The 26,652-nt window shown below is 46.1% G+C and carries 28 protein-coding genes; 16 read left to right on the top strand and 12 right to left on the bottom strand.

All coding sequences use genetic code 11. The annotated features are described in order from the left end of the window. The first annotated feature begins 9 nt into the window (after positions 1 to 9). The 3 genes from ABH09_RS02085 to ispF are packed head-to-tail and all read left to right on the top strand — an operon-like array spanning position 10 to position 1,766. Positions 10 to 606 (top strand): CarD family transcriptional regulator, encoded by a 597-nt coding sequence (locus tag ABH09_RS02085; RefSeq protein ID WP_162662327.1) that lies wholly within the window; start codon positions 10 to 12, stop codon positions 604 to 606. Further along, positions 593 to 1,282 carry an IspD/TarI family cytidylyltransferase gene (locus ABH09_RS02080; protein ID WP_253715015.1) on the top strand — a complete coding sequence of 230 codons (690 nt, stop codon included), beginning with the start codon at positions 593 to 595 and terminating at the stop codon, positions 1,280 to 1,282. The genes ABH09_RS02085 and ABH09_RS02080 overlap by 14 nt, the downstream gene beginning before the upstream one ends. A gap of 10 nt (positions 1,283 to 1,292) precedes the next feature. Next, positions 1,293 to 1,766: a 2-C-methyl-D-erythritol 2,4-cyclodiphosphate synthase gene (gene ispF, locus ABH09_RS02075; protein ID WP_212565469.1), complete on the top strand. Its 474-nt coding sequence runs from the start codon at positions 1,293 to 1,295 to the stop codon at positions 1,764 to 1,766. Between the two features lie 106 nt (positions 1,767 to 1,872). Here the strand turns inward: ispF and ABH09_RS02070 are convergent, their stop codons facing one another. After that, positions 1,873 to 5,118, bottom strand: coding sequence for a SpiroCoCo family coiled-coil protein (locus ABH09_RS02070; RefSeq protein WP_253715014.1), 3,246 nt, complete (start codon positions 5,116 to 5,118; stop codon positions 1,873 to 1,875). Between the two features lie 96 nt (positions 5,119 to 5,214). After that, positions 5,215 to 5,913 (bottom strand): HAD family hydrolase, encoded by a 699-nt coding sequence (locus ABH09_RS02065; protein WP_253715013.1) that lies wholly within the window; start codon positions 5,911 to 5,913, stop codon positions 5,215 to 5,217. Positions 5,914 to 6,041: 128 nt separating this feature from the next. Here ABH09_RS02065 and ABH09_RS02060 point away from each other — a divergent pair, with 128 nt between their 5' ends. The 5 genes from ABH09_RS02060 to ABH09_RS02040 all read left to right on the top strand — a co-directional run bounded on the left by ABH09_RS02060 (position 6,042) and on the right by ABH09_RS02040 (position 9,375). Next, positions 6,042 to 6,626 carry a TetR/AcrR family transcriptional regulator gene (locus ABH09_RS02060; protein WP_253715012.1) on the top strand — a complete coding sequence of 195 codons (585 nt, stop codon included), beginning with the start codon at positions 6,042 to 6,044 and terminating at the stop codon, positions 6,624 to 6,626. Between the two features lie 242 nt (positions 6,627 to 6,868). Next, positions 6,869 to 7,093: a hypothetical protein gene (locus ABH09_RS02055; protein ID WP_253715011.1), complete on the top strand. Its 225-nt coding sequence runs from the start codon at positions 6,869 to 6,871 to the stop codon at positions 7,091 to 7,093. Positions 7,094 to 7,367: 274 nt separating this feature from the next. Then, complete coding sequence (locus tag ABH09_RS02050; protein WP_253715010.1) at positions 7,368 to 8,735, top strand: alpha-amylase family glycosyl hydrolase; 1,368 nt, start codon at positions 7,368 to 7,370, stop codon at positions 8,733 to 8,735. 24 nt (positions 8,736 to 8,759) lie between these two features. Further along, a complete protein-coding gene (locus ABH09_RS02045) occupies positions 8,760 to 9,179 on the top strand; it encodes an MFS transporter (RefSeq protein ID WP_230974463.1) in 420 nt (139 codons plus the stop codon). A 10-nt stretch (positions 9,180 to 9,189) separates the two neighbouring features. Beyond that, positions 9,190 to 9,375, top strand: a complete 186-nt coding sequence (locus ABH09_RS02040) for a hypothetical protein (RefSeq protein WP_230977920.1) — start codon at positions 9,190 to 9,192, stop codon at positions 9,373 to 9,375. Here the strand turns inward: ABH09_RS02040 and ABH09_RS02035 are convergent. The 4 genes from ABH09_RS02035 to ABH09_RS02020 form a co-directional block, all read right to left on the bottom strand. Then, positions 9,359 to 10,723 (bottom strand): TldD/PmbA family protein, encoded by a 1,365-nt coding sequence (locus tag ABH09_RS02035; RefSeq protein WP_253715009.1) that lies wholly within the window; start codon positions 10,721 to 10,723, stop codon positions 9,359 to 9,361. The genes ABH09_RS02040 and ABH09_RS02035 overlap by 17 nt on opposite strands. After that, positions 10,720 to 12,165: a TldD/PmbA family protein gene (locus ABH09_RS02030; protein WP_253715008.1), complete on the bottom strand. Its 1,446-nt coding sequence runs from the start codon at positions 12,163 to 12,165 to the stop codon at positions 10,720 to 10,722. The genes ABH09_RS02035 and ABH09_RS02030 overlap by 4 nt, the downstream gene beginning before the upstream one ends. A gap of 87 nt (positions 12,166 to 12,252) precedes the next feature. Then, the gene (locus ABH09_RS02025) at positions 12,253 to 12,642 is read right to left on the bottom strand and encodes a HigA family addiction module antitoxin (protein ID WP_253715007.1); all 390 of its coding nucleotides are present in this window, start codon (positions 12,640 to 12,642) and stop codon (positions 12,253 to 12,255) included. Positions 12,643 to 12,653: 11 nt separating this feature from the next. Then, the gene (locus tag ABH09_RS02020; RefSeq protein WP_203232436.1) at positions 12,654 to 12,776 is read right to left on the bottom strand and encodes a type II toxin-antitoxin system RelE/ParE family toxin; all 123 of its coding nucleotides are present in this window, start codon (positions 12,774 to 12,776) and stop codon (positions 12,654 to 12,656) included. Positions 12,777 to 13,069: 293 nt separating this feature from the next. Between ABH09_RS02020 and ABH09_RS02015 the strand changes: the two genes are divergently transcribed. The 5 genes from ABH09_RS02015 (at position 13,070) to ABH09_RS01995 (ending at position 16,765) form a co-directional block, all read left to right on the top strand. Beyond that, complete coding sequence (locus ABH09_RS02015) at positions 13,070 to 13,423, top strand: glycosyltransferase (RefSeq protein WP_162664712.1); 354 nt, start codon at positions 13,070 to 13,072, stop codon at positions 13,421 to 13,423. Between the two features lie 438 nt (positions 13,424 to 13,861). Continuing rightward, positions 13,862 to 14,599, top strand: a complete 738-nt coding sequence (locus ABH09_RS02010) for a hypothetical protein (RefSeq protein ID WP_253715006.1) — start codon at positions 13,862 to 13,864, stop codon at positions 14,597 to 14,599. Between the two features lie 105 nt (positions 14,600 to 14,704). Beyond that, entirely contained in the window at positions 14,705 to 15,175 is a 471-nt protein-coding gene (locus tag ABH09_RS02005; RefSeq protein ID WP_253715005.1) for a DUF6884 domain-containing protein, read from the top strand. Further along, positions 15,144 to 15,728: a GIY-YIG nuclease family protein gene (locus ABH09_RS02000; protein WP_162662304.1), complete on the top strand. Its 585-nt coding sequence runs from the start codon at positions 15,144 to 15,146 to the stop codon at positions 15,726 to 15,728. The genes ABH09_RS02005 and ABH09_RS02000 overlap by 32 nt, the downstream gene beginning before the upstream one ends. 275 nt (positions 15,729 to 16,003) lie before the next feature. After that, positions 16,004 to 16,765, top strand: a complete 762-nt coding sequence (locus ABH09_RS01995; protein ID WP_253715004.1) for an alpha/beta hydrolase — start codon at positions 16,004 to 16,006, stop codon at positions 16,763 to 16,765. A gap of 354 nt (positions 16,766 to 17,119) precedes the next feature. Here ABH09_RS01995 and fabZ read toward each other — a convergent pair whose 3' ends face one another. The 6 genes from fabZ to ABH09_RS01965 form a co-directional block, all read right to left on the bottom strand. Further along, positions 17,120 to 17,542, bottom strand: a complete 423-nt coding sequence (gene fabZ / locus ABH09_RS01990) for a 3-hydroxyacyl-ACP dehydratase FabZ (RefSeq protein ID WP_016522437.1) — start codon at positions 17,540 to 17,542, stop codon at positions 17,120 to 17,122. A 204-nt stretch (positions 17,543 to 17,746) separates the two neighbouring features. Continuing rightward, positions 17,747 to 18,994: a beta-ketoacyl-ACP synthase II gene (gene fabF, locus ABH09_RS01985; protein WP_162662300.1), complete on the bottom strand. Its 1,248-nt coding sequence runs from the start codon at positions 18,992 to 18,994 to the stop codon at positions 17,747 to 17,749. Between the two features lie 15 nt (positions 18,995 to 19,009). Continuing rightward, entirely contained in the window at positions 19,010 to 19,756 is a 747-nt protein-coding gene (fabG, locus tag ABH09_RS01980) for a 3-oxoacyl-ACP reductase FabG (protein WP_162662298.1), read from the bottom strand. Between the two features lie 9 nt (positions 19,757 to 19,765). After that, positions 19,766 to 20,734 carry an ACP S-malonyltransferase gene (locus tag ABH09_RS01975; protein WP_253715003.1) on the bottom strand — a complete coding sequence of 323 codons (969 nt, stop codon included), beginning with the start codon at positions 20,732 to 20,734 and terminating at the stop codon, positions 19,766 to 19,768. Between the two features lie 80 nt (positions 20,735 to 20,814). Then, entirely contained in the window at positions 20,815 to 21,768 is a 954-nt protein-coding gene (locus ABH09_RS01970; RefSeq protein WP_253715002.1) for a beta-ketoacyl-ACP synthase III, read from the bottom strand. A 420-nt stretch (positions 21,769 to 22,188) separates the two neighbouring features. Next, positions 22,189 to 23,364: a DEAD/DEAH box helicase gene (locus ABH09_RS01965; protein ID WP_253715001.1), complete on the bottom strand. Its 1,176-nt coding sequence runs from the start codon at positions 23,362 to 23,364 to the stop codon at positions 22,189 to 22,191. 96 nt (positions 23,365 to 23,460) lie between these two features. Here ABH09_RS01965 and ABH09_RS01960 point away from each other — a divergent pair, with 96 nt between their 5' ends. From ABH09_RS01960 to ABH09_RS01950, 3 genes are all read left to right on the top strand, one after another. Continuing rightward, positions 23,461 to 24,588: a glycosyltransferase family 4 protein gene (locus ABH09_RS01960; protein ID WP_253715000.1), complete on the top strand. Its 1,128-nt coding sequence runs from the start codon at positions 23,461 to 23,463 to the stop codon at positions 24,586 to 24,588. Positions 24,589 to 24,828: 240 nt separating this feature from the next. Beyond that, positions 24,829 to 25,722: a hypothetical protein gene (locus ABH09_RS01955; protein ID WP_253714999.1), complete on the top strand. Its 894-nt coding sequence runs from the start codon at positions 24,829 to 24,831 to the stop codon at positions 25,720 to 25,722. After that, the gene (locus ABH09_RS01950; protein WP_253714998.1) at positions 25,722 to 26,462 is read left to right on the top strand and encodes an RluA family pseudouridine synthase; all 741 of its coding nucleotides are present in this window, start codon (positions 25,722 to 25,724) and stop codon (positions 26,460 to 26,462) included. The genes ABH09_RS01955 and ABH09_RS01950 overlap by 1 nt, the downstream gene beginning before the upstream one ends. The last annotated feature ends 190 nt before the right edge of the window (positions 26,463 to 26,652 follow it).

Here is a 26,652-nt window from a genome sequence, read left to right as displayed (position 1 = left end):
CACCAACATATGACTGAATGTTCATTTACAGTGAAAGAACGGGTTGTCTATCCCGGTCAAGGTGTCGGAGAAATCGTCGAAATAAGTGAAAGAAAATTCAAAGACGAAATGCTGACGTATTACGTCATTTACTTTGATGAATCCGACATGACGGTTCTTGTACCTGCTCTTAAGGCGGCTGAACTAGGTATTAGAACAATCGTTTCCGCCGATGAAGCGCAGGCTGCGCTCGCCTTTTTATCCGAAAAGTTTGATCCCATCCCAAGCGATTGGAAGATGCGGTACCAAATGAACCTCGATTTATTCAAAACGGGGAGCATTTTAGACAATGCCTCCATCGTCCGCTCGCTCTACCATCGCAGTAAAATCAAAGAACTTCCTATTCAAGAACGTAAATTATACGATTCTGCATATCGCATCTTTTACGACGAGCTTTCTTATGCACTACAAAAACCGAAACAGGAAATCGAAGCGATGATCCATTCATATCTGGAGGTTTTAAGTAAAAACGCTCCTGCCGGGAAACAAGACTCAATCGATGAAGATATATTTGACGACGGTATGAACGATATGAACGACGAAGACGACTTCGATGACGACGAATAATGCCGTTCTGATTACAGCTGCCGGAAGTTCCCAACGGTTCGGAGAAAAAAAAGAATTTCTTTCCTTACATTCCGATACGCATACATCGGTACTGTCTGCCTGTCTCTATGCTTTTACATCGGCAGGATTTTTTAGCCGTTATGTCATAACTGTGCCGCAGGGTAAAGTTGAAACTGCCTATTCACTGCTTGCTACAGATATACGGCTCTCCTCCTTTTTCGATACACATCAAGGTAATCTCCATATCGTTGAAGGGGGAGCAAGCCGGCAGGAGTCGGTGTACAGGGGGCTGTTAACGCTTGCGGATAAAAACATAACCTGTATACTGGTACACGACGGAGCGCGGCCATGGGTTTCCGGCGAAGTGATTACTTCAGTATTGATGGCAACCGAACAATACGGAGCGGCAGTCCCTGCCATACCCGTAACGGATACACAAAAAGAAGTGGACGAAACGGGAAAGATTATCCGGCATCTTAGAAGAGACCGGCTCGCCGCTGTACAAACACCGCAAGGGTTCCGCTTTGAATCGTTGCTCTACGCCCACCGCCAAGCCTGCAATGACGGCAAAACCTACACCGACGACAGCGAGATCTACGCACGATACTGCGGAACTGTTTACATCTGCCCCGGATCACGGGAAAACAAGAAAATCACTTATCGCGAAGACCTTTAAGGAAAACACTATGATACGAATTGGCTTAGGTTATGACCTCCACACCCTTGTTGAAGGCAGACCGTTAATCTTAGGCGGGGTTCATATTCCTTTTGAAAAAGGGGAAGCGGGGCATTCGGACGGGGATGTACTACTCCATGCGCTTGCGGATTCCTTGCTTGGAGCTGCTTGTCTTGGCGACATCGGCGAGCTTTTCCCGCCGAATGATCCGCAGTGGAAGAATGCCGACTCCCGGATGCTCCTAAAAACGGTGTGGGAACGGATCCTGACAGCAGGCTGGCAGCTTGAAAACGCCGATTGCGTTATTGCGATCCAAAAGCCGAAAATTCTGCCGTACCGCGAGGCAATCCGCCGGTCTATTGCGGAAATTCTATCGGTAGAAATCGATCAAATTTTTGTCAAAGCAAAAACCGGCGAAGGGGTCGGCATTATCGGCAGCGGTACGGCCGCCGCCGTGTGGTGCACCTGTCTTCTCTCTCGCTAGCTCTCTACTCCCATACCAGCTCTAAAAGCTAACGGTATTTTTAAAGCTGCTCACCGGTAGAATGAGGGAGAAAACAAATGCAGTATTTAAGCGGCGCGGCGTCAGCTTATTTTTCGGCAAGCTCTAGGATGAGCTGCACTTCTCCTTGCGATAGATTGAGGGCATTGGCAATAGCGTCCTGCGTCCATCCGCTTCTAAAGAGCTTTAACACATTCTCACGGGTACCGACTGTCGTTGCTCCCTCCGTTTTGTTGACCGGTTTTTCGGTCTTAACCAAATCCGCCAACAGTTTCAACTGATTTTCGGAATTCTTCGATATATCTTGTAAGCGCGTTTCAGTACCGGCAAGCCATTCACGGGCATTGTGCAGTTTTTCAATGCGCCCCTCAAGCTCTCCAAGCAATTCATCGATGGTATCAAGCTGCTCCCGCGCCTTCTCCGCTTTTTCCTGATTGGAAATAAGATACTCCATCTTTTCTTGAATATCCTGCAGTTCGGGCGGAATGGTGTAGAGCTTACTCTGTACCGACTTAATATCTTTTTCAACCGTCTTTAAATCTTCAAAGGCGGCATCGATGCTCTGTACCGTTTGGTCGAGCACGGTACCTTTTTTCTCCAAGCGGTCATAGCGGGTATTTACATCGGCAATGCTTTCTTCAATACGCCGAATCTGTACCTGATAGCGCTGTAATTCATCATCAGCCGAAGCAAGCTCAACAAGCTTTTTATCCATCGACTCAGACAGCACACTCAGTTTTGCAAAATCGTTTTCCAAAATTTCAATATTTTTACGCTCACCCATAAATCGCGCGATTTTCTGTGTTGCTTCCTCTTCAAGATGAGTTACCTTTTCGTATTTCAGATTCAGATCATCCATTGTATTGCGGTAGATTTCAAAGCGGGTAACCTCCGCCTTCAACTTTTCGATGTTTTGTTCCAAATCAGCCTTCAATTCGTCTGCACGGTCAAATACGCGCGTCTGCGTAATAAAGGCGTTTTGCCGCTTATCGATTTCTTCTACGGTTTCGGTCAGCTGCTCGGAATCGCGTCGTATCTTTTCGAATAAATCATGCTGCGTTTCTTCCACTTCACTGCGCAGGCCGTGTACCAGCTCCCTGATGTTGTCAAGCGAATGATTTGCTTCCCCCGTCGCGTTGTTAATCCGTTTATCCAGCTCGTTGGTAGCCTGTTCCGCATCGCGCGTAAAGGTTTCGGTAACGCTGCGCACCTGTGCAGAAAATTCTTCTTCGGCACTCTGCACCTTTGCATTCAGATCATTGATTCTCTGCTGCATCAGTTTAAGCGCCTCGTCGCTTTTCACGCTGAAATCTTTATAGTACGAGGTGTATTTTGAACCGATGCCTTCGATAGCTCGTTCCGTCGATGCAGTAAAATTAGCAACCTTTTCGTCTACCGTAGTCCGCATCTCTGCCAGTTGTTGATCGATACGCGCCTTCCATGTTTCAAAATCGGCTTTAGCTGCATCGAGCTGCCCGCCTGATTCTTGTTTAACCGTATCAAGCCAGTTTTTCACCTCTTTTGTAACATTTTCAACTTCAACACTCTGCTGCCGCATCGATTCCTGCAGTTCAAGCTTGAGACCGGAAAGCTCATTGCGCATATATGTTTGAGCTTTTTCCTTTGTCTGATCCATCATATTTTTAAACTGAGTGTTATAGGCGAGCAGCGCTTCGTCGCTTGCCGTAATACGTTTGGCAATCCCCTCTTCGATTGCAGCAATATCTTCTTTGAATTTTGCAAAGTGCCCCTTGTACTCCTCCGCCGTTTGCGCAAGCCGTGCTTTTAAATCCTGTTTATACGCATCTTCCAAATCCTTACGAGCAGACTCGCTTTCCGACCCCATCAGCGCAAGCCGTTCGGTAACATCGTTCCGCAGCTTTTGGATGTCTCCGCTGAGCGCATCGCTGCGGCGGGTCAACTCGCTTGAAAAATCGGTTTCAAAAGTATGCAGCTTTTCGGAGAGCGCGGCTTGAGATTCTTCACGCAGAACGTTCAGCTGTTCGGTTATCTCCTGCAAGCGACCGGCAAGCGCATTCGCCCGTTCGGAAAAATGTTTTTCGAATCCGTTGTATTTTTCCTGCATGGTATAGGTATGTTTTCCAAAGTCTTGCAAAAGCCGATCTTTTACCGATTCTTGCGCTTTTTCCATCTCGGCAGAAAGCTTATCGATACCGGCAATGGACTTATCAAATTTTTCGTAATAGTAGGTCGCTTGCTTTTTATATTCAGCAAACTTTGTATCTGCCGATTGGGACAGCGCGGTCAGGCTTTGCGCTGCCTTTGCCGCCGTTTTTTCGAGGCGGGTATTTAATCCCGTTTCAAATTCCGTAAGCCGCGAATCAAGCTGCCGGTTCGTATTCTGCATATCCGCCTCGGTTTTCTCCAAGCCTTTTTCAAGGTTGGTGATGCGCTGTGTAAAGGCAATCTCCGCAGCGCTGAATTTTGAATGCAGTGAACTTTCCAACTTATCCGCTTCCTCTTGCCAATCCTGTTTAAACTTTTGGGCAAGCGCTTTATTTTCGGTCATACCGGCGGTAATCTCCGCCTCAAGCGCTGCGGAACGGTCATCAAGCACCGACTTATAATGCTGCATCTGCATTTCCATTTGGTTCTGCAATTTAGCAAAAGATTCATCGCCAAGGTTTTGCGCTTTTTTGCTCGCCTCCGTAAACGCCTTTTTATAAAGGTCGTTCAATTGGATTGAGGTTACCTCGAGCAATTCCGCACTTTTTTTCTCTGCGCCGGTAACCCTGTTTTCAAAAGCGCTAATGGTATTATTGAAACCCGCAGTAAGCTGTTCTTCAAGCATCTGGAGATGTTCACGATTCTGCTTATAGAAGCTGTCCTGCATTTCGGGCATCAGTTTTGAAATATGATTCAATTCGCTCCGTGCATCCGTAATTTTTTTTGCAAGCGAATCGACAAAGTCGGATTCCTGACTGACCCGCGCAAGATTTTTTTCCGCAAGAGCAGCCATATCCATAACGGTCTTAATAGTCTCCTCCGCCCCCGCAACATTTTTTTCTATTGCATCGATGGATGATGAACGGGCAGTCAACACATCGGATTTTTTCATAAAATCGTTGTATATGGAATCGAGCCGGTTAACAGCCGCAATGGCTTGCGAAAGTTTTGCGTCAAGCTCGATCGCCGCATCACGCAAATTCTGCGTCCGTTCCTTAACAAACCCTTCTATTTCATCTTTAACACGGTCGCCGTATTTTTTTGCTTTTTCTATCGAACGGCTGTTTTTATCCATTTGCCGAAAAAAAAGAATCAGCATCAGAGAAAGCATAAGCGTTATCGCGGAGGCCAAAAGTTGCATTGACATTCTAAGTTCCACCCTTACTTAAAATAAATTCTGTTTTAATGAATAGATCGGACACATCTAAAAACAGCGGTTTTCAAAATTATCCTACCTATTATATTATAACACATAGTTTAAGAATTGACGATAGTTTGAAAAGGAAATATCCGCATACGGCGGTTTTTTTCTCAAAAATGAAACAAGCGGATTTTGGATATAAGCGGTCTTCATACCGACTGAAGAAGCGCCTGCGACATCATACGCTTTACTGTTCCCGACATACAGTATTCGTTCGCACGGCGTGTTCAAGGCTTCGGCAAGTTTAAGAAAAGGGATACGGGAAGGTTTAAGAGCGCCGAGCGCTTCGGAATCCAGTGCAACATCACAGAGCGGAAGAATGTCCCATACGGAACCTTTCTGTTCGGGCGGAAAATCCGATAGAATACCGATTTTAAACCCCGCCTCTTTTAATCGTATGATCGCTTCTTTTACAAAAGGATACGGACGAATACGCACAAATTTCTTTTTCCATCCCCTATATATTTCTCTGTCTAAAAAATCGCTTACTTCTTGCGGGGAGATATTAAGATGAGTTGCCAACAATTCGTTTTGCACATTAAAAAAATCCGGCAGCACTTTATCCGGATCAGATGAACTGTATCCGTGTAAAATATGACGAACTTTTCCAAAGGCTTTCATAAAACGGATATGGCGGATAAAAAACGGAATAGCACGCAGCGTCAGCTTCCATGCAGGATAGAGCGTGCCGTCTATATCGAATGCAATAGCTTCAATGCCGGGGATTTTGCTTACAATCATTTTTTTATTATAGCGTACCGATTACCCCCTGTCCATTCATAAAAAAGAACGTATGTGAGCCTCAGTAACATAAAACACTTGACACATAGTATACCAATCGGTATATTATATACCGATTGGTATACGTTATGAATGATACAACAACAAACGATAACAGCAAAAACGAAATTCTCAACACGGCAATACGCCTTTTTTCTCAAAAGGGATATGAGGGAGTTGGGGTACAGGAGATTTGCGATAACGCCGGTATTACAAAACCGACGTTGTACTACTTTTTCAAAAGCAAGCAGGGACTCTTGCAGGCAATAGCGGATTCCAAGGGCGCAGAGCTGCTGCAACGTTTGAGTGATGCTGCAGTGTACGAGCACGATTTTCTTAAAAGTCTAACACGCATTTTGACTGCAGCAATCGATTTTGCACTTGCGCATCCCGCCTTTTTTAATCTGCACAGCGTACTCTTAAATGCACCCGGCAATGCGGAAACCGAGGCTGTCTACACGCCGTTAAAACAGCGTTTTTATTCGGTATTTGCAGCATTTTTTATAAAATCCGCAAACGAGTTCGGCAATATGCGCGGGAAAGAGGAGCTGTACTCAATCTTGTTCCACAATAATGTCATTTCGGTAGCTCTGCTGTGTGTGCAGCACAAACTGCCTAGAGATGATCAAACGATTTATCGCGTTATACATAGCTTTGTCTATGGCGTCGCTTAACCTTTTGCAAATATACGGCGCATCTACTGCGTCGTACGCTGAAAATAAATGCTCAACGTATCATAGATACGCCTCCGCTTTATTTTCAGCTATCTCCTTGTAGCTACACCGTCTCTTTGCAAAAGGCTTACGGAAAAGTATTTCAGAACGTACAGGGATGTCCGTGGTATGAATCAGCAACGAGTTTAGACGTAAGGCTAAACTCGCAGGTAAAAAATATACAAGGATGTATATTTTTTACCGTGCCTGCGCTTTATTTTCAGCTAGCTCCTTGTATCTACATCGTCTATTTCCAAAAGCGCTGGCAAGGGTATCTACATCGTCTCTTTTCAAAAGGCTTACGGCAAGGAGTTCAGGACGGACAGGGATGTCCGTGGTTCCATGCAGCAGCAAGTTTTTCGCGAGAAAAACTTGTCGTTGAACAGTGTACAAGGATGTACACTGTTCAACAGCGGAAAGGATTGTAGGGGCGGCGAAGCCGTTCCGGAGGAATGGAGCCGAGAGGCGGAACCCCGAAAGCTTCTTATAAATTCAGCAGTCGAACAAAATATTCATTTTGGAGACTACTGAATTGGTACGCGATAGCGTACACGTAAATAGGCGATGTTTCGGCGGTGCCGAAACTCGGCGTTTAACAAGGCTGCGCCATTTCAGCAGCCGCAGTTAAACCTTGGTTTTTGCGATTGTATCGCAAAAAGCCGCCCAAAACTAAAAAAAATAAAACAAATGACGGAGGTGTCTATGTCTCAAGTTTTTTCAGATAAGGTTTTTTATCATATTTATGCGCTGGGGATGGGGAATTGCGCTAAGAGGAATGACTTTGCGTGTCCGGCGGGGGATTTTTTTGAGAAACTGGCGGGGCGGTTGGATGGGATTCGGGCGCTGGGGTGTAATGCGCTGCTGATTGGGCCGGTGTTTGAGTCAACGGCGCATGGGTATGATACGGTGGATTATTATCATGTGGAGCGCCGGCTGGGGAATAATGAGCGGTTTAAGGAGTTTTGCCGCCGGTGCCACGAAAAGGGCTTTGCGGTGGTGCTGGATGCGGTGTTTAATCATACGGGGCGGGATTTTTTTGCGTTTAAGGATATTCAGCGGCATGGATACGGCAGCGCCTATAAGGATTGGTATGTCAATCTTGATTTTTCTCGGCGGAGTGCGCAGGGGGATTGCTTTGAGTATGAAGGCTGGGCCGGCTGTAAGGATTTGGTCAAGCTGAATGGCGATAGCGGCGCAGTGCGGGAGCATCTTTTTGGTGCGGTAAAAATGTGGATTGAAGAGTTTGGGATAGACGGACTCAGGCTTGACGCGGCAGATGTGTTAAGCAAAAACTTCCTTGATGCGTTGGGGGCTTTTTGCCGAAGTATTAAGCCGGATTTTTGGCTGATGGGTGAGGTGGTGCATGGCGACTATGCCGAATGGACGCGGAATGGCAGGCTTGATTCGGTAACAAATTATCAAATGTATAAAGCGCTCTGGTCGTGTTTGAATGATCAGAATATGTATGAGCTTTCGTATAATTTGGACAGGGAATACAATAGCGAAAGAGGGATGTATAGGGACAGTGCTTTGTATAATTTTGTGGACAACCACGATGTAAACCGCGCGGTCAGTGCGCTCAACAAGCCGGAGCAGCATATTCATCTTTTGTACGGACTGCTTTTTACCATTCCCGGTATTCCGTCCATTTACTACGGCAGTGAGTACGGCATCAGAGGGGTGCGGAGCCATAATTGCGATTATGAACTGCGTCCGCCGCTCCCGCCGTTCGGTGCACTTCCGGATTTTACCGCTCCCGGTTTTGATGCAGGGTTTATCCGCACCTCGATTACAACATTTGCAAAGATACGCGGACAGCATCCCGCCTTACAGCGCGGTTCGTACCGGCAGGAGTTTGTTGCAAACCGGCAATTCGGCTTTTGGCGCGAATATAATGAAGAAAAAATATTGATTATCGTAAATTCCGATTTTGCTCAGGGCTTTGTTTCGGTCCATACCATCCCGGCGGGTGAATATGAGAGCTTGACGGATGGGCGCGTCTATCATTCCGATGCGTTAAAAGGGCTGCAAATGCCTCCGTGTTCGATACTGATATTGCGGAAGAAGTGATCAAGGAAGTATACTGAAAAAATTATGATACATATATTGCTCGCAATTATTTACGCAGCGTTTATCAGTCTTGGACTGCCGGATGCTCTGTTAGGTTCCGCATGGCCGGCGATGTATCGGGAGCTTTCTGTCCCCGTGTCCTATTCCGGTGCTATTTTTATGATTATTGCAGGCGGGACTATTGTTTCCAGCCTCCAAAGCGACCGGTTGACAAAGATTTTCGGTGCCGGAAAAGTAACGGCATTCAGTGTTTTGATAACAGCAGCGGCACTCTTCGGTTTTTCGGTCAGCCATTCCTATAGTGCACTGTGCCTGTGGGCGATACCATACGGACTCGGTGCCGGAAGTGTTGATGCATCCCTCAACAATTATGTAGCAGTGCATTATGCCAGCAGGCACATGAGCTGTTATCCATGCGACACCTGCACAATTCGGAAAAGATAAGTCTCAAGCGATGATCGGGGTACAGATGGCGTCCGCGTATGCCGGAACCTGTCTGATGCCGCCGATCTTCGGGTTGGTTGCAAATCATATCGGTGTCGCATTGATGCCGCTCTATTTGGCGGTGATTTTAATTGTGATGATCTTTATGCACGAAAAAATGCTCACCAAAACGGCAACTTCTACAGCGTGCAGTTAAAATCCTTGACCAAGATACCGGGCAAGAGGCAGCCGCCTACTGCTCGCTCTTCGTAGGTACTTGTTTCTACAAAGAGCTTCCGTTCTTTGGTGAGCGCAAGGAGATTCGCGCCGAACATATTGTACAGCGATTCATCCCAGCGCATATCCGCAATGGGAGCTGTAACTTTTCCGTTTTCCACCCAGAGACAGGCAAAGCGGGTCATGCCGGTTACGCGGGCGGTTGCCGGATCGCTCCAGTTAAGGTAGTGGAAGTTCGAAATGTAGATGCCGGTTCCCAGTTCTTTGAGCGCATCCGCTTCGGCGAGCGACCCCGCCCCGATAGCTGCGGAACGGAATCCTTCACTTGAATCGGCGCCGTTTGCCTTTGTACCGTACTGTTTTTCCGAGCGGGAACTCACGATGGTATGAATGAGCTTGCCTTTTTCGATAACGGTTAGTTTTTCGGGAGCGGATTCTCCTTCGCTATTAAACGACGGTTCTACACCGATGGAAAAATCTTGCGTCAAATTAAAGGAATCGGCAAAATGCTCCCGCCCTTCTTTTAATGCAAGATAGGCGCTTTCGCCCTGCTGCATCCCCCGCTCTCCAAAGCCGTTCCACGAGAAAAACTCTACAACATCCACCAAGGCATCCGCAGCGATAAAAACGCGATATTTGCCCGGCTCGATTTTTTTCGGTTCAAGTGCAAGTACCTGCAAACTCTGCCGCGCATCGGCGATGCGTTTTTCGTATTCAGCCTGCTGCCAGTCGCGCCCTGCGTACAAGCCTTTTACCGCGCGTCCGTTTTTCAGCCAAATCGAATAGTCGAGCGTAAAGGTCTTTGTTTGGAACCAGTGCCGTGCGCCAGCCGTATTGGCAGCTCCGCGGCATATCATCCCCTGCGAAAAAAGCCCGGCAAAATCCAAATCCGACACAGGCTCAAGCAGCGTCTTTTCTATCATCTCTTGTGGAAGCAGCGCGCCGTCATAGATTGTTTCGGAATCGTCACTTGCAGTAGGAATAGACTGATAGGGATCTTCGGGAAGCTGCGCGATAATACTGCGTGCATTCTCCAACGCTGCGGCAAGTGTTTCCTTATCCTGCTCAAGCTGACCGCTCAACCCTTGCGCAAAGCGATAGGTTTTCTTGTTTTTATAGAGGGTAATCGAAATTGCCGCCTGTTTCACAAAACCGTTTTGCCGCACCTTGGCGTGATTCATCCGCAGGAAGTAAGTGTCCTCCGCGTCGTAGCTTAAAGACGCTTGTTCCGTGGGTAACAGCTCATCGAAGAAAAAGTCTGCAAGAGACTCAAAATGCCATTTAAAATCGGAATCCATTTCACACATCATTTCTTGATCACAACTCATTTTCCGCCTCCAAATACTTCAACATCGCTGAATGCGCATACGGGACTTGCGTGTCCTACCCGTATCACCTGATTCGGTTCGCCCTTGCCGCAATTCGGGGTGCCGAACACCTCGAAGGTGCTTTCATCGCCGACTGCGCAGAGGCTGTTCCAAAAGTACCGTGAAATACCGCGGTAGTTCGGGTCGCGGACGGTTTTTGTCAGTTTGCCGTTTTCGATCAGCTTGCCGTATTCGCAGCCGAATTGGAATTTATTGCGATAGTCGTCGATCGACCATGAACGGTTGGAGAACATCAGAATGCCGTTTTCGATTGAGGAGATGATGGAATCGAAGCTGCTCGTTCCCGCTTCGAGGTTGAGGTTTGCCATCCGGTCGATGGGCGGACGGTTCCACGAACAGGCGCGCTGGTTCGCAACGCCCCGGAGTCCCGACCGCTTTTGACTTTCCAAGCTGCCGAGCGCCCGTATCAAGATGCCGTCTTTAATGAGGTATTCTTTTACCGCAGCGTTGCCGATATCGTCCGCCCCGTAGCTTGCCAGCTCCTGCGCGATGGTCGGGTCGAAGGCGACGTTCATCAACGGGGAACCGTAGCGAAAGCTGCCGATATCTTCCGGCGTGATAAAACTGCCGCCCGCATAGTTGCGCTCGTCGCCGAGGATGCGGTCTATTTCCAGCGCGTGCCCGACGCTTTCATGGATTTGCAGCATCATCTGGTCGGGCATCAGCACAAGTGTCCGCTTACCGTTGGGGCACGGCTCGGCGGTGAGCAATTCGACCGCTTCCGCACCCGCCTTACGAGCCTTTTCAAGCAGCGCCGCAGGGTTAAACAGTTCCCGTCCGCCCTGATAAGTGAGCGCAGAACGTCCATGCGCACTCCGCTGCTGGATAATATCTCCTTCCCGTGCAACGGCATTCATAGTGATGCCGCCGAACCGAACGGTTTGCCGGATGTCGGCTCCGTTGGTAGAAACCATTTCGGTTTCGCAGATGCCCATTTCGCAGGAAGCGGCGGTCTGAATAATCTTTGAAGAAACCTTTGCGGCATCGCAGATACTGCACAAAAGCTCCACTGTTTCGGCAGCGGGAATCCCGCTTAATTTTTCACGCTTTGTGGCATAGCGTACCTGCGCGGCGGGGCGCATCGTTTGGTCAAAACGGTGGATGCCGTAAGGCTGCGCTGCCAGTGCCGCCGCAAAAGTCCGCTCCGCAGCACGCTTGATACCGCCGCTGCTCAAATCGGCTGTCGCCGCATAGCTAAACGTTCCCTTGTACAGCACCTCCAGCATAACTCCCTCGTCGGAGCCGCCGGCCGCCTCGTCAAATTTACCGTCGATAGCGGAAAACCCAGTCAGATAGTTGGTAACCCGCCGTAACCCGATCCACTCGGCCTGCGGAACAGCGTCCTTCGCTTCCTTCAAAAGCCGGTGTATATTCACTTTCATAAAAAACTCCTTCGATATTTGTTAAGCAAACACGTAGTTTATTTTCAGCCACTAAGATAGCGTGGCTGAAAAACACTGCGAGTTTGCCTATCGGCAAACATCGCCCATTAACGTATGCGCGTTCCGCGCACCAATGCAGCACCTTCCAAAGTTTATACTTTGTTCAGTTGCTGCATTTAAAGGAATGTCCTTAATCGGTTGTATTTGTTTAATAGTTTCTTTTGTTTCTGCTTTCATGCTATCAATTTCATACCTATTTTGAATATTCAGCCAAAATTCAGGACTTGTGCTAAAAACCTGCGCGAAGCGCAATGCGGTATCGACTGTAATACCTCTTTTTCCTTTTATGATCCGTCCTATTTGTGTTTGCGAAAGCCCTGTCATTTGCGCAAGTCTATATGCTGTTATATGATACGGCTGCATAAACTCGTCATACAGTATATCGCCTACATGTACCGGTTTTAGTATAACATCCATCAATATGCCTCCTAATGATAATCAACGATATCTACGATAACAACTCGTCCATTGTTCCATTCAAAGCAAATACGCCACTGACTGTTTATTCTAATACTGTACTGACCTTTTCTGTCATGTTTTAAAGCTTCCAAACTATTTTATCCAGCCAATCAACTATCATAGGGAAATGCTATCATTGGTGGTTAGTATCTGTCAAGTTGGACCTTTGACAAAACGCTCTTGACTTTTGAGGGTATTATGGAAGAAAGCCAGTGTAATAAACTCTCTTCAAATTTTAAGGGAGACGGCTTTAGGTGTGGATGGGAAAAATGCCGGAGCGCCTCGTTATCAAAATAGATAATTATGATATTGCTCCGTATAACTTTTCAGTCCGCAAAAACTATAAATGGCAGTGAAAAAGCATTGCAAAAGGACGGGTATCGTAATGAAACGGAAGGAATTATTTTCAATGATTGGTGTAATACTGGTTTCTATAGGAACAGTATTTTTATTTTCGGGGTGTGTAACAGATTTTAACGGTCTCTTTTTTGGCAAAGAAGACACGTCGGTAAATTGGGAGATGACGGCAGTAGATAAAGTCCCTTCATTAAATCAACTGGAAAAATTAAGCAACCTTTCTAAAGAAGCCTCTGCAATATACAGATATGCAGATAGAGCACATGCGGAAGGTAATAAATGGTATAAATTTACGGCGCCTGAAAAAGAGAAAGAAGAATATTACGCATATAAAAAAACAAATGGCAATTCTTATATATGGGAAGTATACAAGAAGCGATAAAGAAATCAATGAATCTGTTTGATAATTTTATTGTACATTTCAAACGGGGTAGACTGACCGGCCTAAAAACAGGAAGAGTATAAAGAGCAAAAAATGCTATGAATACATACAGGAGTATTTGATGAAAAAACTAGGGTTCATACTATGCCTCGCCCTTTTCTATCCGTTTGTCGCCCCGAGACTATCATACGTTTGTCGAAGAGTGCGGAAACGCCTTAGACGTATATACCATACTGCAATATTCGCATTATCATACATTTGCAGAAGAGTGTGGAACCGTCTTAAACTCATATACTACGGTGCAATATTTGTGTGGAAAACATTTAAGCTTTTCGGCTTTAAAAACGGATGCAAATGTGCGAAAGCCGTAATACAAGATATTTACAATTTATGATGATCGAATATTATTCGGAAAGCTCATTTATTGGAGAGTGAAGTATGATCCGACAAGCGTATTTTTATGAAGGCGAAGACCATATCGATGACGAATACATCAAAACAATTGCTAGACGATGTGCAAGCTGTGCAAGAGATTTTGGGTGTTCTTATTGTACAAACTGTCAATTCAATCCAGCTCAATTTGTTGAATTTAATAGAGCAAAGATGCTCCGCACAGCCTTTTATATTAAAAATCAAGAGCGTATTGGATACCATAGTAAGCCCTCTGCTGGGGGACATAGTGAACCTTCTAGAGGTGAAGCTTTTTTAAAATTTCTTGCACTGTGTGCCGGTTTACTTATCATTATTTTAGCAGTTAAGAACAACATTGATACTACTCGATATCCTTATAGTGCACCGGCGAGTACCTATAATAAGCAGGCTCAACCTGTTAAAAAAGGTAAATCAAATACGTCGTTAAAGAATGTGGAACGTGAGGTGCAACGTGTGCTTTATAAGGTTCGTGATAATATACGAGATGTTAATAGAGATGGTGAGATAAACTGTCAAGATTATTGCTTGTTATTTTGTGATTATTATTCAACTGCTCAAATTGTTTATAACCAGTATATAGGGGATAGCGGACACGTGTTTATTAGAGTTCATACCGATGACGGGTGGTTATATATAGAACCTCAAAATACAAATAATTATTATGCACGTAATGCGTGGTATAAAGATATATACCCCACAGTAAAAGAGTATAATAAAATTGTTCCATTGGAGTGGATACAATGAGTAAATAGTATCATACATAGTATGACTATAACAAAGATAGAAATCTCAAAAAGTATACGGAATACTATTTAGAGACGATTTTTGATATCAGGAGGAAATTAAATTATGAGTAAAATAATAGGTTTAATCGCTTGCAGCAGCCGTAAACTAGGACAAAATAATCCTGCTGAGAAATATTGGGCTAAAGATATATACAAAGGTAATACTTTTATAAAATCAAAAGAAGAAGGATTAAAAAAATATAACTGCGAAGAATGGTATATCCTATCAGGGAAATACGGATTATTAGATAAAGACGAACGTATTTCATATTATAATTTGTATTTAGGAAAACAATCGGTAGAATATAAAAAGAAATGGGCGGAAAATGTATTGAATACATTAAAGTCAAAGTATGATTTAAAAAATGATATATTTTATATTTTTGGCGGCAAATCATACTATGAGCATTTAATACCTCATTTACATTGCATCGTTTTTGCCTATAAAAACAGTAATTGTATTGACTTAAATAAACCGACCGAATATCGAAACGGGGAGGTCTATGATAGTAAAAGCGATAGAATTAAGAGATAAAGAAAATTTACAAAAGATAAAAAAAGCACCGGGATATTATAAATGGTGGGCAAATCGAGCTGAGTTAGATGTGATTTTAAATGAATTGAACGTTAAGTTTGACGATATAAAATCCTCAATTGAAACGCAGTCGGATAAGTTTTGTATCTATATCGGTATTGCCGTAAAAGAATCTATTAGAGACCGATTGAATTGGCATATTAACGATACACATACGGAGACCCGCGTAAAATATGGAACATTATCTACCCTTAGACAAAGCATAGCCAGTATAGTTGCACATAATCAGTATGACAAGAAAACGACAGATGATTTTATTGATAAATTGGAAGTCGAATATTTTTTTAATGAGCAGCCGATAAAATCTGCTAATGCAAAAAATGAATTGACCGGTATTGAAAAGACGTTATTACAAGAATATTTGAGAATTTTAAATATTAGAGACAACAACCATCCTTATGCGAAAGAAATAAAAAAAGAGTTAAAACGGCTGAGAAAGATAAGTAAGAATACGATAAGAGATCAAGCAAATTTTTCTGCCGGTAAAGTTTGAATAAAAATGCTATACTCGAGTTTTTTCCATTTATTGAAACCAGGAAGGAGCTCATAGAGCAGCTCTTTTGATTTTGTATTATTTCTTTTACCGATGGCGGATGACGCGTTTCTTCAAGATTGATTCAGCAGTATTTGTGCGTTTCTTCAAGATTTTAAGAGTGGGTATAAAAATACGAATTTCACTCGGCATCTCCTATTTCCAAGGATGTACTGTATATTTACAAAAGGCAGATAAGGGGGTATTGTTTATATGCAAAATGATAGGAGCTTCAGATGTTTTATGATAATAATCCGGCAAAAATAAATCGGTTCACCAAACCTCATTTTTTTCAGGGTGGAGATAAAGCCATTTTGTTGATACACGGGTATACGGGTTCTCCGCGGGAAATGCTGTGGCTCGGCACGCAGCTGCATAAGGCGGGATACACCGTATCGATCCCGCGCCTGCCGGGGCATGGGACAAACAAAGAGGACTTTATCGCAACTTCGTGGAAGGATTGGCTGCGGCGCGTGTATGATGAATACCTCGATTTATCCGAAGCATATCAGACGGTATATGTCGGCGGTCTTTCGATGGGAGGCGTGCTGACTGCGCTCCTTGCGGCAAAATTTCAGCCTGAAAAAATCTTCCTTTGTGCGCCCGCATTTATGGCCGCCGATTCACGGATCAAACTGACACCGTACTTAAAATATTTTATACAGACCATTCCGACGGAAGGGAAAACATTTTATAAAGAACCCGAATATTATGATTGCGTCAAAGACTATTGCAACTATGATTACGTCGGAAAGGCCGCGGACTTGTACAAACTGCAGAAGATGGCTATTCAGCAACTTCCGAATATCCGGTCAAAGGTCATAACGGTTTTATCAAAATCGGATCAGTCGGTACCGTTTAAGGAAAAAGAACTTATCGACCGGCTGCTCAAGGCGCCGAATGAGTATGTCATCTTGGAAGAAAGCAGTCATATTGTTACCGACGATGTCGAGCGTGAACTGGTAGCGCAGCGTATTATCGACTTTTTGAATAGATAACTGATAACGTATTTTGCTCATTTCCCTGAGCCTTTTGAAAACAGCTTGCTGAACAGCATATAAGAATATACGCTGTTCAGCAACGAGGGAACCTCTAAAAACTGTTTCGCAATCCGCTTTAGCGAATATAATGAATCTAAGGAAAACCTCTCAAAACTGATTCGCAGTCCGCGTTAGCGGATACGATGATTATTCCTTACAGAACAAGCCGATAGGCTTGCAGTTTTTAGAGGTTCGCAATCATTTCTTTACAGAAAAAATCGATAGCCTTTCAGCTTTTGGACAGTCCCTGCTACTGCTTATACCCGCGGACATCCTGTCAGAGTAGGTGTGCCGTATATTTTCAAAAGGTAACTAGGCCTTTCCCACCAGACACATCCACTCCGCTTCCGCAGCGACAGCATCACCGTTATAGATTTTACCGGATTGTTTAATCATTTGGGATGAAACACGCAGGTTTTTTACTTCGATGCGTACCGTATCTCCCGGGCGTACCTGTGCACGGAGCTTTACCTTGTCGATAGTCGCCAAAAAGAACAGCGCACCTGTTTCAAACTTGCCCATAGAACTCAGTGCTGCGCCGCCCGCTTGAGCCATTGTTTCAACCAATACGACACCGGGCACTACCGGATATTCGGGAAAATGTCCTTTAAAAAAGAACTCTTCCGGCTTAAAGGTATACCGGCTTTCGCTGCCTTCATCATCGGCACGGATAATTTCATCGACAAACAAAAACGGCTTCCGGTGCGGAAGCAAGGCTTCAATATCTTTTGTCATCGTTTTCTCCTTTAGGGTAAACGCATCAGACATTCTTATGGATATCCCGCAGAACAATCTCCATTATTCTGCGATTCTTACCCATTTGTCTGATGCGTTTACCCTTCTTCTAAATAAATAGCGCGAAATTTTATCTAAAATTTCGCGCATCTCAAAAGGAAAGCACCCGCTTGAAATATTCCTAATGCGGTTGCCCAATTTTTCCTACTTTACTTTTTTGAACACTAACACGCCGTTGTGGCCGCCGAAACCGAGCGAACCGGATGCGGCGCAATCGACCGTGCAGGAGATGCCTTTTTGCGGCAGGTAATTCAGATCGCATCCTGCCTCTAAATCAGGTTCCGTTAAGTTCACGGTGGGTGGACAAAAACCTTCTTCAATTGCTTTTACGCAGATAATTGCTTCCAACGCGCCGGCAGCTCCTAAACAGTGACCAATCATCGACTTTGTTGAAGAGATTTTCAGGTTATATGCATGTTGCCCGAACGCTTTTTTAATCATCGCGGTTTCGGAGGGGTCATTAATCGGGGTTGATGTTCCGTGCGCATTGTAGTACTGCACATCTTCCGGTTTTACCCCCGCGTCTTCCAAGGCCTTCGTCATCGCCAAAGCACCACTGATACCGGAAGGGTCGGGGCTGGTCAGGTGATATGCATCGGAGGAGCCGCCGTAGCCTGCAAGCTCCGCATATATCTTTGCCCCACGCTTTTTTGCATGTTCGTATTCTTCAAGAATGAGGATTCCTGCGCCTTCCCCCATCACAAAACCCGAGCGCTTTTTATCAAAGGGGCAGCAGGCTTTGTGCGGTTCATCGTTATAGTCCGACGCGAGCGTTTGCAGTACGCTGAATGCATTGATACCGAACCCTGTAATTGCGGCCTCAGTTCCTCCTGCAAGACACATATCCATTCTACCCGAGCGGATTAAATCGAGCGCATTGCCCAAAGCGTCGGTACTGGAAGCGCAGGCGGTCGTAATTGTCCACGAAACGCCGTGCAGTCCGAAATGCATACTGACGTTGCCTGCTGCCTCGTTCGGAATGAGCAGCGGAATAGCGAGAGGCGGTATCCGCGAGTGCCCCGCTTCAAAGTATTTTTTGAACGAGCTTTCATGGATTTCAAAACCGCCGATGCCGTTTCCAATCATCACGCCGGTACGGTCGCCCTCTATCGTTTCGTTTGAGAGTCCTGCATCCGCTACTGCCTGTACCGCTGCCGCCACTGCAAACTGCGAAAAGCGCGCCATTTTACGGGCATCCTTTTTATCCATAAATGCGGTAGGATCAAACTCTTTACATTCAGCCGCAATTCTTACCCTATCATCTCCGGGGTCATAGTTGACGGTAATCTTCTCGATTCCGCAGCGACCTGCTTTTATTCCTTCCCATGTTTCCGCAACCGTATTTCCCAAAGCGGAAACGGCACCAAGACCGGTAATTACAACTCTTCTCATTTTTTTCTCCTTCAATTAGGCGCCCATACCGCCGTCTACGCCGAGTACCTGTGCGGTAATATACACGGATAAATCGGATGCTAAAAAGACAGCCGCATTTGCAACATCAAGCGGCGTTCCTCCGCGTTTTAGAGGAATAGCTGTTTCTATCCAATTTTTCCGCATATCTTCCGGTAATGACGAGGTCATATCCGTTTCGATATAGCCGGGTGCAATCGCATTGACCCGTACCCCTCTGCTGCCGATCTCTTTTGCAAGGCTTTTGGTCATACCGATTAAGCCCGCTTTACTTGCCGCATAGTTAACCTGCCCGCCTTGTCCGTGTAGACCGACGATACTGGCCATATTGATAATGGAGCCTTCCCGCTTCCGCAACATATCGGAAGAGACAATTTGCGATGTTAAAAAAGCGCCGGTCAAATTGACGCGCAGTACAGCGTCCCAATCATCCTGCGGCATACGGAACGACAGCCCGTCCCGAGTAATTCCCGCGTTGTTGACTAAAATCTGAAATCCACCGGATTGCTTGAGTGCCTCTTTTACCGTAGCGGTCAGTTCTTCGGCATTTCCGCAGTCGGCGTATATCTCGTGGAATACGCTATTGTGCTGTGCGGCGAAGGCTTCCATTTCCGCCTTTCCTTGTGAGGGCTTTGTACAGAGCCCCCATACCTCAGCACCTTCTTCCAGAAACCTGCGGACTATCTCTTTTCCGATTCCGCGTGAAGAACCGGTTACTAATGCTTTTTTCCCTTGTAATAACATATAAACCTCTTATGAACGGCTGCCGTCTATCACAGCCGATAATTGTTCAGCGGTACCGGTGGGGTGGCAGTTTCCTGCGCAGCCGCTGTCCCGCCACAGATTGCAGAGCGTCATGCCCGGCCCTATTTCCAACAGTGTAGCCGCATTTGCCAGCGCAGCGAGTTCCCGCTCTTCCTCAAGCCAGCGCACAGGATGCGTTAGGTGCAGTACGGCGTTTTTTTTCGCTTCTTCGCCGGTTAAAAGCCGTTTTCCGGTAACATTTGAAAAAATCGGAATAACGGGATCATTGAACGGAACATCCTGCAGCACTGCGGAAAATTCTTCGGCAGCACCGCGCATCAGCGGCGAATGGAACGGCCCTGCAACCGCAAGCCGGATAAAGCGTTTTGCTCCCGCTTCCTTGCAGAGTTTTTCCGCGGCATCAAGCCCTTCGGCTGTTCCCGATACAACGGTTTGCATCGGACTATTCAAATTTGCTGCAAAAACAATCCCCGTCGCAGGATCGGAATACGGTTTCAAAACTTCGACAATCCGCTCAGGATCAAGTTTGAGTACCGCCGCCATACCGCATCCGCTGCCGGACGCTTTACTCTGCTCATCGAGTTTTTCACAGTATTTCTGCATGATTTTTCCGCGCAAAGTTACCAGTTTTGTCATCGTTACAAGGTCTAAGACATTTGCAGCATACAACGCTGAAAATTCACCTAGGCTGAACCCTGCGGCGGCAACCGGCGTAATACCGTGTTCACGTAAAACTGCGGTAATTGCGACCTGCATTGCAGTGATGGCAAGTTGACTTCGGTCACTCCGTGCAAGTTCCACCGGTTCCATATTCCATAAGAAAGCAGCGATATCTTCTCCCGAAGCCTTGCTCATCTCATCGATGACGGTGCGGGCTGACGGGTATTTCTTACAGATATCTTCTGCCATGCCCTTGAATTGGGAACCTTGTCCCGAAAACAAAAAAACGTACTTCATTACTTTTCTTCCATAAATAAATATTAGATCTATAAGGGGATATCTTCTAAAAACCTCAGTTTTTTAGAGATACTCTTACATTAGAATCGGATGATGGCACCGCCCCATGTCAAGCCTGCGCCGAAGCCGGTAATCAGTATGGTCATACCTTCATGCAATTTTCCCTGTTCCGTAAGCTCGTTAAGGGTGATAGGGATGGAAGCTGCCGAAGTGTTCCCGTAATTTTCAAGATTGCAGACGAATTTTCCAAAGTCGATTTTAAGCCGCTTTGCAGCAGCCTCCAATATCCGCTCGTTTGCTTGATGGCATACGATTAAATCAAGGTCGTCAGCTTTCAAGTGCTCCTTTGCAAGGAGCGTTTTTACCGTTTCAGTGATATGACTGACTGCAAACTCGTATACCGCTCGTCCATTCATATGCACGCGGCGGTCGGGTGCAATATAGAGCTTATCAGCTCCGGTACCGTCGGCACCGAGTATGGTAGCTCCAAGCCCAAGCCCTGACGGTTCAAACGTATTTTCGAGCAGCGCCGCGCCAGCTCCATCACCGAATAAGACGCACGTAGAACGATCAGTCCAGTCCATAATCCGGCTGAGAACCTCCGCCCCGCACACAAGTGCAAACCGCCAATGGTGCCTTTCCATCATACTTGCTGCCGTGTCCAGCGCGTAGATAAAGCCGGAACACCCCGCCGTTAGGTCAAAGCAAACCGAATGCACTGCTTGCAATTTATTTTGAATAAGGCAGGCATTTGACGGGGAACCCGGGAAATCGGGTGTTGCAGTACCGCAAATAATAAGGTCGATTTTGTCCGCCGTTACAGGCTCGGAAGTCTTACTGTTTTTAAGCGCATCCCGGCAAGCCTGGTACGCCAGCGATGCACTTGTGTCCTCCGAGCCTGCGATCCGGCGTGAACCGATACCGGTGTGGCTTCGGATCCATTCATCCGATGTGCCGAGCTCCGGTGGAAAATCCGTATTTTTCATCTCTTTTAAGGGGAGGGCTTTACCCAATCCTCGAATAACAATAGCCATAATTGCTCTCCAATAATAAATAAAGAAAAAACTTGCAAATGTCTCTAACGCCGGTTGCATTAGATATTCCCATGCAGTTTATAATAGTTTAGTATATTTGTTAATTCCGCGCTGTCAACCTTCCTTTTACAAATAAACGGCACATCTATCATTAAAAGTGTACATCCGTGTACACTTTTAATGGCGAGTTTCGCACAAGCGAAACATCGCTGCTGGTTAATACGAGCGGCATCCGTGCCGCTACTGAAAATCCTCAACGTATCAATACGTCCATGGATGTCCGGTGTGATAACCAGTAGCGAGATTTTGGCTATGCACAAATCTCGTCGTTGTACAGTTGTGCACGGACGTACAACTGTGCAACAGGCTATTTTCAAAAGGCTTACGGAAGGCAATATACTGGAATAGCCAATTCCATATCTATGCATTTTCTGCAGCAGACTCGATTTTTCCGTTAGTGAGGATTTTGGGATATACCGTTATGCCTAACTTTTTTTCGATACCTCGCAAAATGCGCAGTTCGTATTCATCCCCAATAACGATATTGATGCCTTTCTTCCCTGCCCTTCCAGTACGCCCCGCACGGTGCACAAAAACATCGGTATCTTTGGAAAGCTGCATCTGCACGATGTAGTCAATATCGGCAATATCGAGTCCGCGGGCAGACAGATCGCTGGTAATCAATATCCGCGTTTTACCCGACCTAAACCGTGCGATAATTTGTTTTCGTTCGGAACCTTCGAGTTTACCATATAACGGCACGGCAGCGATCTTTTTATATTGCAGCTTTTGCGCGAGGGTTTCAACTTCCTGTGCAGGCGCAGTAAAAATAAGGATTTTTTTTCTGTCGTCCAATGTTGTACTGCCCAAGGCATGGATCAGTGCACGCAAGGTATCGGCTTTGCTCCGGCGATCGCTAAAAAGCGCCCAATGTTCGATGGACTTTTGAAGCACTCCCGTATGAGCAATCGAAACATATTCCGGCGCTGCGGCAGTTGCAGAATGCCGCAAAAAGCTGTTAAGCAGCTCAATATTTCTTCCATTGAATGTTGCCGAACAAGCAAGTACCTGCACATCCTGCGGGAGTGCCACGAGGACGGCTTGCAGCGCGTCTCTACTTTCCCGTGCAAGCTGGCGATCGGCTTCATCAATTACTACAGCCTTTATTTCTTGCAGCTTGAGTTTCTTTAGCCCGATTAAATCGGAAATGCGCGCCGGTGTTCCGATAATTACGGCAGGCTTTTCTTTTAAGCCGTCTATTTGCCGTTTTAACGAACTGCCGCCGACACAGAGCAGTGTCTTAAAACATTTCGTATCAGTTCCTTGCAGTTGAGCCGCCGCTTCTTTAATTTGAGAGGCAAGCTCTACCGTAGGGCTTAAAATAAGAATACGCGGAGCAGTTGACTTTTGCTCATCCTGCATCAGTCTTGTTAAGAGCGGTAATAAAAAAGCAAAGGTTTTACCCGTACCGGTTTCGGATTCAAAAAAAACACTTTTTCCTTCTAAGGCAAGCGGCATCACTTTTTCTTGAACAGGGGTTGGTCCTGTAATCCCACCGGCAACAAGCGTTTTAACAAAAGGTTGGTACAATGGCAAATCTGAAAACTCAGTCATGTTGCAAGGATAGCATATTGTTACGGTAAATGCTACAATCATCAAAATACTTAAATCGTACAAGCAAAGAGGCTTATTTTGAAAATAGGGATTGATACGTTCGGATGCGATCACGGCAGGTCGGGAATCGGAGCTTACATTCTTTCATTAGTACATAACTTGCCAAAAACCGAACACAGCATTCAGCTTTTCGGACACGAGTTGGATAAATATACCTATACATCGGGCGTTGAAGGTGTCAGGTACACCTGTGTTTCCGTAGGGGATTCCGCCTTCGCGGAACAAACATGGCATCGCCTTTCTTTTAATACCTTTGCCCGTAGGCAGCAATATGACATTGTTTTATTTCCATCGGGAACAAAACTATTGCCCATGCGTTTTGAAGTTCCCGCAGTTCTCGTTATGCAAAATATCCTTACGGATAATGCTCAAGGATACTTAAAAAACATATCGTCATTTGTTTCCAAATTAACGCTTAAGTCTGCCAAAGGAATCATCAGCCCGAGTAACTATATCAAGAATAATCTGCTTAAAAACGGTGTTTCAGAAGATAAAATACAGGTTATTCACAATGGAATTGATACCGATCTGTTTCATCCGCATAACCTGCAGGCACAAGAGGCACTGATGATTAAGCCCTTTGCGATTCGGCGCCCGTATATCATTTACGCATCGCGGATTATTCATCCGGAAAAACGACATATTGAGCTGATTAATGCTTTTTCTATCTTTAAGCAAAAAACGAAGGCTCCACATCGGCTGGTAATTGCCGGTGCGGATGGCGAACAGGCAGAACAGGTGCATCAGGCTGTCCTTCGGTCACCCTTTGCATCGGATATTCTGCTCACCGGATATTTCCCACATGAAAATCTCCCGCTGCTTTATTCTGCTGCCGACCTATGTGTATTCCCTTCTCCCGTCGAAGGGGTTGGTTTGCCGGTAATTGAAGCAATGGCTTGCGGTATTCCGACAGCCTGTGTCCGTGCAGGCGCATTGCCCGAAATCGCAGGCGACTGTACGTGCTATTTTGAACCCGATAAACCGGAAGAGATAGCTACACTCATCGGCGATCTTATCAACGATACTACCGGCGCAAATAAAGAACGGCGTCAGAAATTAATCGATGCCGGAATAAAATGGGTAGAGCAATACAGTTGGAAAAAAACAGCCGAAGAAACGCTTGCTTATTTGGAAACGATTAGATAATGACAGGGTAAACGCATCAGGTAGAGTAGATAAAAACCGCGGAAAAATTGAGACTGTGAGACCATTTGAACCGCGAAGAGGTTCAACTCTGGTCGAATGGTTTCAATTTTTCCGCGGGAGTATTAAAAAAAGCGGCCTAATGCGTTTATCCTGAGATAATGAATGGTACCCCTGACATATCCCTATTTTGTAGGCATATACCTTGTAGTTTTTTTGCCGTTATGCGATGATAGCTTTCCAATGATCGATATCTATACTGAAATCCGCAAGCGGTACGGAAATATCCGGCGCGCCCGCGGTTACTATTTATACACGGAAAAGAATGTCCGGCTGCTTGACCTGTGGCTTGACGGCGGAAAAGCAATTTTAGGCAGAAGAACGGGACAGGCAAATCTGGTTTGTAAGCAATTTTTGGATAAGGGACTCACCGGCTTTTTGCCGACCAAGGCCGATGTTCAACTACGGCGTGCGTTGGAAGCCCTGCTGCCGGATTATCCCGTTATCCGCTGGTATGAAACGCAGGGTAAGGCGGAACGGATAGCCGCTTCTGCGATGCCGGCCGGTCAAAACGGTACGAGACAGCCGCTGCCGGTATGGCGGCCGTTTTTAGATATCGATCCCGCTTCCGCTTCTCAAGAGCCGATAGCCGATAGTATCATGTTGGTAACGCCCGCCTATCCGGTACCGTGCGGCATTATCGCTGCCGGCAGCCGGTTTGAAGAACGCTTGCCGCCTTCCGATGTGCTGTTCCCGCCGCTTGCGTACAGCCTTGCGCGGGCATTTTTCGATTTGAAACATAAGATGGAAGAACTTCAACTCAAAGAAATTAAAATCGAAGACGGACATCATTCTGAGGCAGCAGGACGCTGCGCAAGGGTAAGCCATACAATAGTAAAGAAACGTCAGGCGGCGCTCAACCGGAAAGCCGAAGCGGAACGCCTCATTCCCAGCGTGTGGACACAAAAAGGTTGGTACCTCTTCCCTCATATCCCCGAAGCCGAATACCCTGCGTTTTTTTTGCAGGCGCTTGATGCCCACGTATTAATCTCTCCCGAATACGGCACGCCTTCCATTTTACCCGATTGCGAAAGCTACGCGGAATTAATCCGATTTTTAAAATTGAGGAATGCTTGATGAAAAAAACTCCCTTTACGCTGATTTATGCCGATGAGGATATGATTGCGGTGAATAAAGCCGCCGGTCTTTTAGTTGCTGCCGACCGTTGGGATATTGAAGCTCCGCGGCTCGACCTGCTCATTCAAAAAGAGCTGCCGCAGATTGCGCCGTTGTGTCAAAAACTCTATGCGGTACACCGGATTGATAAAGACACCTCCGGTATTTTGCTCTATGCCCTCAATGCGGAGGCGCACCGTACCTTGAATACCGCATTTCAAGAGAGGGAGATAAAAAAAACGTACCGGCTGCTGATTCACGGGCGGGTACCGGAAGAACAGTTCACCGTCGATCTGCCGCTGCGTGCCGACGGAGATGCGTTACACCGTACCGTTGTCGATAAGCGGCGGGGCAAGGAGGCGGTAACGCATTTTACGGTGCTGGAAACCTTCCGTCAATTCTCCCTACTTGAGGCGCGTCCCGTTACCGGCAGAACTCATCAGATTAGGGCGCACCTTGCAGCCGCCGGTTACCCGATTGTCTGCGATTCGCTATACGGCAGCGGTAAGCCGGTACTCCTTTCCGAACTCAAACAGCGATGGCGCGGTGATGTGTATACGGAACAACCGCTTATCCGGCGGCTTGCGCTTCATGCCTATCAGCTTGAAGGAAGGCATCCGCGGACGAGCGAGCCTTTCTCCTTTACTGCTGAATACGCGAAGGATTTTAAGAGTACGGTGCATCAGCTTCAAAAGCTGTAGGAGAGTGCAGCTTTTATCATACAATGATTGTATGAATTTTTTACTATGGATTATTTCGTGATTCGGCAAAACAGGATGCGCTAACATATACTCTCAGATCCTTTGTACTGTAAGTACTTATCAACAATTGCCGAAATCAACTCTAATTTTAAGCGGAGTGCAAGGTTCTCTATGCAGAATATTACAAATC

It is taken from the genome of Treponema sp. OMZ 803 (assembly GCF_024181165.1).
Lineage (GTDB): Bacteria > Spirochaetota > Spirochaetia > Treponematales > Treponemataceae > Treponema.
This window is presented reverse-complemented; position numbering and strand designations above follow the sequence as displayed.

Bases quoted from the DNA above. Each gene is read 5' to 3' on its own strand.
- ispF (WP_212565469.1), top strand. From the start codon at position 1,293: ATGATACGAATTGGCTTAGGTTATGACCTCCACACCCTTGTTGAAGGC.
- fabZ (WP_016522437.1), bottom strand. From the start codon at position 17,542: ATGACAAAAGATATTGAAGCCTTGCTTCCGCACCGGAAGCCGTTTTTG.
- ABH09_RS02015 (WP_162664712.1), top strand. From the start codon at position 13,070: ATGAAACGGAAGGAATTATTTTCAATGATTGGTGTAATACTGGTTTCT.
- ABH09_RS02040 (WP_230977920.1), top strand. From the start codon at position 9,190: ATGATCGGGGTACAGATGGCGTCCGCGTATGCCGGAACCTGTCTGATG.
- ABH09_RS02005 (WP_253715005.1), top strand. From the start codon at position 14,705: ATGAGTAAAATAATAGGTTTAATCGCTTGCAGCAGCCGTAAACTAGGA.
- ABH09_RS02025 (WP_253715007.1), bottom strand. From the start codon at position 12,642: ATGGATGTTATACTAAAACCGGTACATGTAGGCGATATACTGTATGAC.
- ABH09_RS02070 (WP_253715014.1), bottom strand. From the start codon at position 5,118: ATGTCAATGCAACTTTTGGCCTCCGCGATAACGCTTATGCTTTCTCTG.
- ABH09_RS01955 (WP_253714999.1), top strand. From the start codon at position 24,829: ATGATCGATATCTATACTGAAATCCGCAAGCGGTACGGAAATATCCGG.
- fabF (WP_162662300.1), bottom strand. From the start codon at position 18,994: ATGAGAAGAGTTGTAATTACCGGTCTTGGTGCCGTTTCCGCTTTGGGA.
- ABH09_RS02060 (WP_253715012.1), top strand. From the start codon at position 6,042: ATGAATGATACAACAACAAACGATAACAGCAAAAACGAAATTCTCAAC.
- ABH09_RS02045 (WP_230974463.1), top strand. From the start codon at position 8,760: ATGATACATATATTGCTCGCAATTATTTACGCAGCGTTTATCAGTCTT.
- ABH09_RS02065 (WP_253715013.1), bottom strand. From the start codon at position 5,913: ATGATTGTAAGCAAAATCCCCGGCATTGAAGCTATTGCATTCGATATA.
- ABH09_RS02080 (WP_253715015.1), top strand. From the start codon at position 593: ATGACGACGAATAATGCCGTTCTGATTACAGCTGCCGGAAGTTCCCAA.
- ABH09_RS02050 (WP_253715010.1), top strand. From the start codon at position 7,368: ATGTCTCAAGTTTTTTCAGATAAGGTTTTTTATCATATTTATGCGCTG.
- ABH09_RS02085 (WP_162662327.1), top strand. From the start codon at position 10: ATGACTGAATGTTCATTTACAGTGAAAGAACGGGTTGTCTATCCCGGT.
- fabG (WP_162662298.1), bottom strand. From the start codon at position 19,756: ATGTTATTACAAGGGAAAAAAGCATTAGTAACCGGTTCTTCACGCGGA.
- ABH09_RS01975 (WP_253715003.1), bottom strand. From the start codon at position 20,734: ATGAAGTACGTTTTTTTGTTTTCGGGACAAGGTTCCCAATTCAAGGGC.
- ABH09_RS01950 (WP_253714998.1), top strand. From the start codon at position 25,722: ATGAAAAAAACTCCCTTTACGCTGATTTATGCCGATGAGGATATGATT.
- ABH09_RS02000 (WP_162662304.1), top strand. From the start codon at position 15,144: ATGATAGTAAAAGCGATAGAATTAAGAGATAAAGAAAATTTACAAAAG.
- ABH09_RS01970 (WP_253715002.1), bottom strand. From the start codon at position 21,768: ATGGCTATTGTTATTCGAGGATTGGGTAAAGCCCTCCCCTTAAAAGAG.
- ABH09_RS01995 (WP_253715004.1), top strand. From the start codon at position 16,004: ATGTTTTATGATAATAATCCGGCAAAAATAAATCGGTTCACCAAACCT.
- ABH09_RS02030 (WP_253715008.1), bottom strand. From the start codon at position 12,165: ATGAAAGTGAATATACACCGGCTTTTGAAGGAAGCGAAGGACGCTGTT.
- ABH09_RS02010 (WP_253715006.1), top strand. From the start codon at position 13,862: ATGATCCGACAAGCGTATTTTTATGAAGGCGAAGACCATATCGATGAC.
- ABH09_RS02035 (WP_253715009.1), bottom strand. From the start codon at position 10,723: ATGAGTTGTGATCAAGAAATGATGTGTGAAATGGATTCCGATTTTAAA.